General features: G+C 60.9%; 6 protein-coding genes. All 6 read right to left on the bottom strand.

Going from position 1 to position 8,094, the window contains the following annotated elements; genetic code table 11:
- The coding region (locus ABZO33_RS26665; protein ID WP_414538485.1) for a PAAR domain-containing protein at positions 1-129 on the bottom strand (129 nt) is incomplete at its 3' end.
- A complete protein-coding gene (locus ABZO33_RS26660) occupies positions 126-938 on the bottom strand; it encodes a DUF6708 domain-containing protein (RefSeq protein ID WP_414538484.1) in 813 nt (270 codons plus the stop codon). The genes ABZO33_RS26665 and ABZO33_RS26660, both read right to left, overlap by 4 nt.
- Before the next feature lie 80 nt (positions 939-1,018).
- Positions 1,019-1,837 (bottom strand): DUF6708 domain-containing protein, encoded by an 819-nt coding sequence (locus tag ABZO33_RS26655; RefSeq protein WP_414538483.1) that lies wholly within the window; start codon positions 1,835-1,837, stop codon positions 1,019-1,021.
- Complete coding sequence (locus tag ABZO33_RS26650) at positions 1,834-5,091, bottom strand: T6SS effector BTH_I2691 family protein (protein ID WP_414538482.1); 3,258 nt, start codon at positions 5,089-5,091, stop codon at positions 1,834-1,836. The genes ABZO33_RS26655 and ABZO33_RS26650 overlap by 4 nt, the downstream gene beginning before the upstream one ends.
- Positions 5,088-6,005, bottom strand: a complete 918-nt coding sequence (locus tag ABZO33_RS26645) for a hypothetical protein (protein ID WP_414538481.1) — start codon at positions 6,003-6,005, stop codon at positions 5,088-5,090. The genes ABZO33_RS26650 and ABZO33_RS26645 overlap by 4 nt, the downstream gene beginning before the upstream one ends.
- Positions 6,002-8,083 carry a type VI secretion system Vgr family protein gene (locus tag ABZO33_RS26640; RefSeq protein ID WP_414538480.1) on the bottom strand — a complete coding sequence of 694 codons (2,082 nt, stop codon included), beginning with the start codon at positions 8,081-8,083 and terminating at the stop codon, positions 6,002-6,004. The genes ABZO33_RS26645 and ABZO33_RS26640 overlap by 4 nt, the downstream gene beginning before the upstream one ends.
- Positions 8,084-8,094 lie beyond the last annotated feature (11 nt).

Here is an 8,094-nt window from a genome sequence, read left to right as displayed (position 1 = left end):
GCTGATACGGTCCCCGACTCGGGCAACGGGTTTGCCATTGAACTGATAGGTTTCACTGCCGGTTTCCACCACACCCGCGCCATGCAGCGGGCACTCGTGCAGGTGGCCTACAAGGACGACCGGTTTCATGTGTGTTCTCCTGCGGCAGGACCGGTACGGGACTCATGGTCTATTGCTTCCGGCCATTGCACCCTGGGGGCTAATCGGCGAATGGGGGTTAGTTCGAAGTCGTTGTCCCAATCGCGGGGCGGGCGAACGAAGGTGGGAAGGGCGTCGGGGCCCTGTTGCATGAACAGTCTGATGATCTCCCAGTATTGTTTGCCTTCCTCGATATCATGGGTGAAGAAAAGACGGTCGATGATTTCGTCGGTGCCTGGTTTACGGACTGCAATAAGAACGTTCTCGACGAGTCCGCCATTGCCCATGGGGGCGTAGACACTACAGGCTTCGGCGATGAGGTCTTTCCAGTCGTAGGCTACGGGGCGTACACCCCATCTCTTTCGGCTGAAAATGTGGATGCGATCAAACTTATATTCGTAAAAGTAAACCTTTTGACGTAGTCGGTTGAATCGAATTGGTTCGTCTCGTGGTAGTTCAATGTCCAATCGTACAAAAGGTATCGTCGCCCAATAAATAATTATAATTATGAGGAGTCCCGAGATAATTATGCCAGCTCCGAGTCTATCGCTATTTGTTAAGATGTCGTGAATAAATGGATATATTGCTAATAAGCTGACCAGGAAGGCAAGGCTTCCAACGATAGAGCCTATGCCTCTGATGCTTACGGTTGATCTAGGAATTTCAAGGTAAATGCTATTTATCCTATTTGGTGTGGGCGGTAGCGTGGTGGCTTTTCGCGTCGGCGCCTCATCGGGGGAGGGTAGGTCATATTTCCAACCTGGGCCACGGCGAGGAAGGGTTCTGTTGGTGATAGTCATTAATAAACTTCCAGGGGGTCTATGGTATATATCGACGCCCGTTCTTTCTGTAGCGGGCATTCGAACTGTTCAAACTGGCTTCAGAGCGACTCTCCTGCTGTAGGGCCGGTACGGGACTCACGGTCCATCGCTTCAGGCCATTGCACCCTGGGGGCGAATCGGCGAATGGGGGGCAGTTCGAAGTCATTATCCCAGTCGCGGGGTGGGCGAACAAAGGTGGGAAGGGCGTCGGGACCCTGTTGCATGAACAGTCTGATGATTTCCCAATGTTGTTTTCCAACCTCAATGTCATGACTAAAGAATAGGCGGTCTATTATTTCATTTGTACCTGTCTTGCGTACGGCGATGACGATATTCTCAACGAGTCCGCCGTTGCCCATCGGGGCATAGAGTCTATAGACTTCGGCGATGAGGTCGCTCCAGTTATAAACGACAGGGCGTACCCCCCAGTGTTTTTTGCTGAGTACCCGAACCCTGTCTTGTCTGTACTCGTAAAAATAAACTTTTTGTCGGAGCCGGTTAAAACGGATTGGCTCGTCGCGCGGTAGCTCAATGTCCAGGCGTACGAGAGGTATCGTTACCCAGTAGGCAGCGGTAATTATAGTTAGAATTATTGCGATGAAGTCTAATCCAATTTTTTCTCCTTCGATTAATGTGGTGTGAACTAAGGTTAAGATTGGCAGTAAGCCCAGCAGCATGGCGATACTTCCACCGATGAGGCCGATTCCCCTGATTTCTAGTTTTGATCTTGGGATCTCTATATAAGTATTATTTATTTTGTTTGGAGTGGGTGGTAGTAAGGTTGAGTTGAGTTTCTGTGTGGGCTCCTCATTGGGAAGAGGTAGGTCATACTTCCAGCCTAGAATACGCTCAGGTAAGTCGTCATTGGAGGTGGTCATTTGTGGGTCTCCAGTATTTCCAGATTTGCATAGGCCTCTGGGGAATTACGATCTGGCCAGTAAGTGACGTTTAAAGTTGCAGCCTGTATGCTGTGCCTGCCAAGGCTTGGGGTGAGTTCTATGTGGCCGGTTATGAACTCGGTGGTAGTGGAACCACCGGAGTGCAATACTGTGGATTTTTTGCTGGTGTTTTGGATGAGGGTATCCGCTCTGTAGTCTTTCACTTTGCGAGAGGGGCGCGACGACGGCTTTTTCTGTGAGGTTGGCAACGGGTGTAAAATCTCATGGGATCCCGTGGCAATTATTTCGCCGCTTGTGTAGTTGGACGTAACCCCATCACCATGTCGATGAACGGTCAAGGACCAATGATAGCTGTAGCTGGAAACATCAATATTTGGCAGTAATATCTTGAATGTTAGCTTTTGTTCGGTGGCCGCATAGGCAATCCATCCGATTTTAGCCTTGAGCGTGGGATCCCCTCTTTGGGTTTCGAATTTCAGGCCTGCCTCAACGCCTAATGTAGCAGCGTTGAGCTCTGCAAAAGCGATATCAGCATGCTCAGGGAATTTCCAGTGAATAGCTCGGGATTCATCAGCTTTGCCGAAGTGACAGCGCCTTGCCCAACGTTCTATCTGATCGGACTCAAGTTTCCCCGCCAGATTGCTGAGTCCGTAAGCAGCAGCCGCTAAGATAATTGCTATACCAAGAGGCCCTAAAAAAGTAGGCATAAATACTGCATATATAGAGGCAAATACGCCCATTACCGACGAGAACGCTGAAGCGCTATACGCGTACGTGGCATATCCGTCTCCGCTCACCCATGTTCGTCTCGAAGCAAACAATGCTTGAGCCGTATCGTAAACCCCGGCCACGGCCCCCATCACAGCCCCCACCCTGACGAGTGCCCGCCCCATCTTGATGGTCGTGGCCATCCGTGCCGTCCCCGCAGGCGTCAGGGGCACCCTGCTGTTGATCTGCGTGGCGCCGGTCCTGATGATCAATCCCAGCGCTTCTATGCCGCCGCCAAGGATCGCCAGCTTGGCCCCATGCAACGCCATCACCGCTTCCCTGGATTTCTCGCCGATCTCGATTTCCGCCTTTTCCAGATTCTTCGCCAGGCTGTCATGGGTCAGGTACAAGCCRCCCAGTGCCAGCAGCAGTTCCCAGCTGCTCGCCACCCCGCGCAAACCGGTAAARCTGGTGCGTACCAGCTGGGTGGCCTGCTTCGAGGTAATGCGCAGGCCGTGGAGCAGTTGGCGTGCGTTGGCATCCAGCGTGCCCGCGGCGACCGAGAGGTTGACCAGGTTGATCTGCGCGGCGTCGCTAAGCTGGTTGACGCGCAGGCTTGCCTCCTGGGCCAGGCGCTCGTGCAGTACGTCGGCGGTGCCCTCGACCCAGACGCTGACGGTGATGACACTGTGCGCCAGCTTCGGGTCGAGCACCGCCAGGCTCAGCAGGCCGTTCTGGATAATCGGCCGCACCCGAGTCCTGGCTGCCCGCACATCGTCATCGAGTTCACGYAGGCCCAGGAGCATGCGCTCGCGGGCCTTGGCGGCCTGCACGCTGGCCGTGTGCTGCAGCTCGCGCAGGTGCGCGCTCTGCAGGGCGTAGTACTCGCTGAGCTTCATCTGCACCTGCAGCTCGATCAGTTGCACGCCGTTGTACAGCCAYTGGCTGGCGCTGTTCAGGCGCAGCACGGCGCGCTGCACGCCGKGCGGCAGCAGGRGTTTCAGGCGCAGGCTGGCGCCATTGATCGCCCCTTGGGTATCGGCGATGGCCTGGCGCAGGGTGTCGCGRATGCCCAGGCCGGCATCGTCACTGGCGATGACCTTGCTCAGCGCGCCGTAGAGCTTGTCGCTGTCGCCCCAGTCGGTGGCGTCGGTGCTGGAGAAACTGGGCAGCAGCGCGGCGAGCAAGGCCCGGTCGCGCAGGAGCACGGCGCGGTAGGGCGGGCTGTTCGGGTCCTGCAGCCAGCGCTGCCAGAGCGCCGCGCTGCTGCCCGGGGCGGGTGCGCGGGGTTCGCTGTCCACGTCGGGGGCTTCGGTGACGCCGCCGGCCAGGCACAGGGCCATGGTCTTGCTGTAGGCGATGCCGGACTCGCGGTCGTCGCCGTCGTAGTCGTGTTCCTCGATGGCGTGGAACAGGCCGCTGTCGCAGAGTTGGGTGTAGGCCTGGGTGTTCAGGTCGATGTAGCGCTGGTACTCGGCTTCCTGGCGCTCGTACTCGGCCTGGAAGGCCGCGCGCTGGGATTCGTGGTAGCGCTCCTCGAGCCGGGCGACGCCGTTCAGGGCGCGCCGTTCGACCTCGCGCTGGCGCTCGACCTGCGGGTCGACGAACACCGGCGGGCCATCGCCGCTGTGGGGCTCGAAGGACGGGGTCTGCTGCTCGGCCCAGGGCCATTGCATGGCGCGCAGGGTCTGCAGGATCTGCGAGGTCTGCAGCTGATAGGCGCGCAGCGGGTCCTCGCGCCATTGCTGGCGCCGGGTGATCCAGCCGAGGCGCTGGTGGTTGTACTCCTGGACCAGGCCGACGGTGTCGTCGAGCACCAGGGCGAGCACGCCATGTTCGAGCTGGTGGCGGGCAATGGCGTTGAGCAGGTAGCCGCGGGTGGCGGTCTGGCGCAGGAGGCGGCTGTGAAAGCCATGGACACTGTCGAAGGCGCCGGGCAGTTGCTGGTTGTACTCGAAGACCTGGCGGTCCACCTGCAGTTCGCTGAGGGTCATGGCCACGCCGACCTGGGCGGGGGCGCTGCGGGCGAGGCCGAGGTCCAGGACCTGGAAGCGCTCGGGCGGGGTCTTGGCGTTGCGGTAGGCATTCAGCACGCTGCGCGGCCAGGCATCGCTGCTGAAGGCGATCCAGGCGGTGGAGAAGGCCTCGGTGTCGACGGTGAGGAAGGAAGAAGGGATGTCGTGGTTTTCGCCCAGGCATTGGCGGGCGAGCAGGCGCGGTGGCGCGGGCGGCGGTTCGATGGGGTTGAAGCGGCGCAGGTGGCCTTCCTCGGTGACCTCGTAGGCGTACCAGATGCGCTGGTCGAGCAGGACATACAGGTACCCCTCGCGCAGGGTGCGCAAGCCCATGCGGGTGGCCACCTGGTCGCCGCCGGCCAGGGGGTAGCGGTAGGCCGGGCGCGGGTCCGGGACCAGGGCGCGGCGCAGGGGGAGGATAGGCAGGCCCTTGCGTTCGCAGGCCTGGCACTGGTCGTGGGGCAGGGCGGACTCGGCGATGGCGTGGGCGATTCTTTTGCTGAGACTCATGGGCGCACTCCGGAACTTGGCAGGTTGGCAAGTACGTATCGCCAATTGGCGTCGCTGTATTCGGCGAACATCTGAGTAAGCGGTGTCTGCCCTTGCACGGCTTTTTCGATCAGGGTGCGTATTGCAGGATGGGCATGCAGTTGCCCGTGCAAGCAGAGTTGATGGAGAACCAGGGCTAGAATGTCCGCTGGCTCGCTCAAGCCTTGCTGGCGTGCCTGGACGATTTCTTCGTACGCCAGTAGTGCGGCGACCGACGGCAGGGAAGGGCGGGTTTCGGTCTCTGGGAGCAGGGCTCGCCACGCGCTGAGCACAGCCTGGACCAGCGGGGCTTCGGCTTGCATCTCTCCAGCCGCGACAGGTTTCGGCCTATGGGTGTAAGGTTCTCCGGGCATCTGTACCGGGAGCCCGCCGCTGGTAAGAAACAACCAATTGCGGATTGGCCACCATGGTTGTTGAGCTGAGTGTTCGAATGCCGCCGCGAACAGTTCCAGACGAACAGGCTCGAACAGCGGATAGAAGCGCGCCTCTGCCTGTGTAATCGACACCTTGCACAGCGATAGGATGTGCTCGGCTAAATCTCCGGCGGGCCTGTCACTGAAAAGCCAGCCACATACCAGGCGCCTCTGCCGCCGGATATCCCGCAGACTTGCCTGCGCCGTAAGGGTCAACAGTGAATCGGGCAATGTCTCTCCGGCAGACGCAAGGCGCGCCAGCACCGGATGGGCATCGGGGGCATGAGTGAGGTCGGGCCTGTAGATCTGCGTGAATGCATTTGCGTCCAGCGCTTGCCGCAACCCTTCAAGCACGGCTTGATCACTTTTTCCGGACATGGCGGTTGGATCGATCAGAACGTGGCAAGACTGATCCGAGGGGTGGTGATCCGTGATGAACTTCGTCAAGGCAGCGTCGTTCATCGGCACTTTTCCTCACAGACACTGCCGCTGTCTGGCGTAAGCTCCAGCGCAGTGACATTTCCGGCGCCTTCGGCCCCTGCTTGCGTAGGGCCATGAAGGTCGAGCGCCAGCCCTTTGAGCGTAATGCCCTGCTGGTCGAGCACAATGCTTCCACCTGGGCTGGTGAACTCGATACGCTCGCTGGCGGTGAGTCTAAAGACCGTTGTCTGTTGGTCGAGCCCCTGGCCGGCGGTAATGCGCTGATGGCCATTCACCTGGAGTTCGCTATTGCCACCCACAGTGGTGTGGTGATTCACGCCGATGATTTCGCTGCGGTCATTGCCGACCTGCTCGAACAGATCGTGGCCGACTTCCCGGCGAGAGTCTCGGCCTATGGTATGGCTGTGATCCTGGCCGGTTTCCTGACGAAGGTCGTTGCCAACGCTGATTTGCTCATCGTTGGCCACTTGTTCGATGCGGTTGCGGCCAACGCAGGTTGTCTCATCATTGCCTACCCGGTTGTTCTGATCGCGCTGCGCATGGATGAACACCTCCTCCTGCCCCAGCTCATCCTCGAAACGCAGCTCATTGAAGCCTTGGCCCTTGTGGGTCTTGCTCTTGATGGTCATGCGCGTGCGGTGCTTGGGCAGCTCGTAGGGCGGCAGCTGGTTGCCGCAGTAGGTGCGCCCGGTGATCATCGGCTGGTCGGGGTCGGCGTTGACATACTGGATGACCACGTCCTGGCCGATCCGCGGGATGGCCATGGCGCCCCAGCCGCCGCCGGCCCAGCCCTGGGACACCCGCACCCAGCAGGAGCTGTACTCGTTGTCGCGGCTTTCGCGGTCCCAGGGGAAGCTGACCTTGACCCGGCCCCACTGGTCGCAATAGATCTCCTCGCCCTCGGGGCCGACCACGGTGGCCATGTGCGGGCCGTCGATGCGCGGCTTGGGCGGCGCCTCGGGGCGCCACTCGATGCGCCCGGGCACCAGCAGGGCCTTTTGCGTGTAGTGCGTGCCTTGCTTGGCGCCGGCGGCTTCCTCCAGCAGGCTGGTGAACTGCGCGCCCTCGTGGTGCACGCTGGCCACCCGCCAATGGCAGTTGAGGTCTTCGCGGGGGTGCTCGACCAGGTTGAAGCTCAGGCCCGGCTGCAGGCGCACGTCATCGCCCTCGACCTCGGCGGTGCGCGCATCGTGGCGCAGGGCGGCGAGGCGGGTCTGGGTGAAGGGCTTGCCGACGGCGTCGCGCTTGTAGCGGCCGGGGTAGTCGAAGCGTTCGTAGTCGTTGCCCTGGTGCTGCAGGTCGCTGGCGCAGGCTTGGTGCTGCTGGCGGTAGGTGGGCAGGGTGAAGGTGTGGTCGCGCTGCACCTGGCGTGCGGTGCGCACCTGCTCGCGGTAGTGCAGGCGGCGCAGGCAGGGGCGGGCCGGGTCGCCGCCGCCGTCGGCGTGGAAGAGCACGGCGAGCGGGTCGGGGTGGAGGGGGTCGACGAAGCCCGGGCGTTCGTCCTCGGCCTTGATCTGGCTGCAGTTGAGCATGCCCAGGCTCAGCAGGCGGTCGCTGACCAGCAGGCGGTGGCCTTTGGCGCTGTGGGCGAAGCGGTAGACGAAGCCTTCCTCGGCGGCCAGGCGGGAGAGGAAGGCGAGGTCGGTCTCGCCGGCCTGGACGCAGAACTCGCGGGGTTGGTGGGGGAAGCTGCTGCCGAGCTCGAAGTCGGTGATGCGCTGGGCCTTGAACAGGGTCTCGAGGATCTGCGGCACGCTTTGGTGCTGGAAGATGCGCCAGTTCGAGCGCAGGGCGGCGCGGGCCAGCTTGGGCTCGATCACGGCCTGGTAGCGGGTGCGGCAGAAGCTGCTGTCGCCCTGGGTGAAAGCGCTGATCAGGCCGTGGACATAGCGCACCGGGCGCTGGCCGCGCAGGATGGTGAACAGCGCGGGCTTGTCGAGCAGGTGGGCGAAGTCGGCATTTTCGGTGTAGCTGACCAGTTCGACGACGAGCCTGAACGGGGTGCTGAGGGCTTCGTCGAGGGTGAAGGAGACGACTTCGAAGAGGGTCTTGCTGGCCAGGGGCTGGAAGCGGTAATGCAGGTCGGATTGCGTGGGCATGGGAAGTCCTT

Origin of the sequence: Pseudomonas sp. CAM1A, from assembly GCF_047501685.1 — a bacterium.
GTDB lineage: Bacteria > Pseudomonadota > Gammaproteobacteria > Pseudomonadales > Pseudomonadaceae > Aquipseudomonas.
Note: the sequence above shows the minus strand (reverse complement) of the source record. Positions and strands in the feature narration are given on the sequence as shown.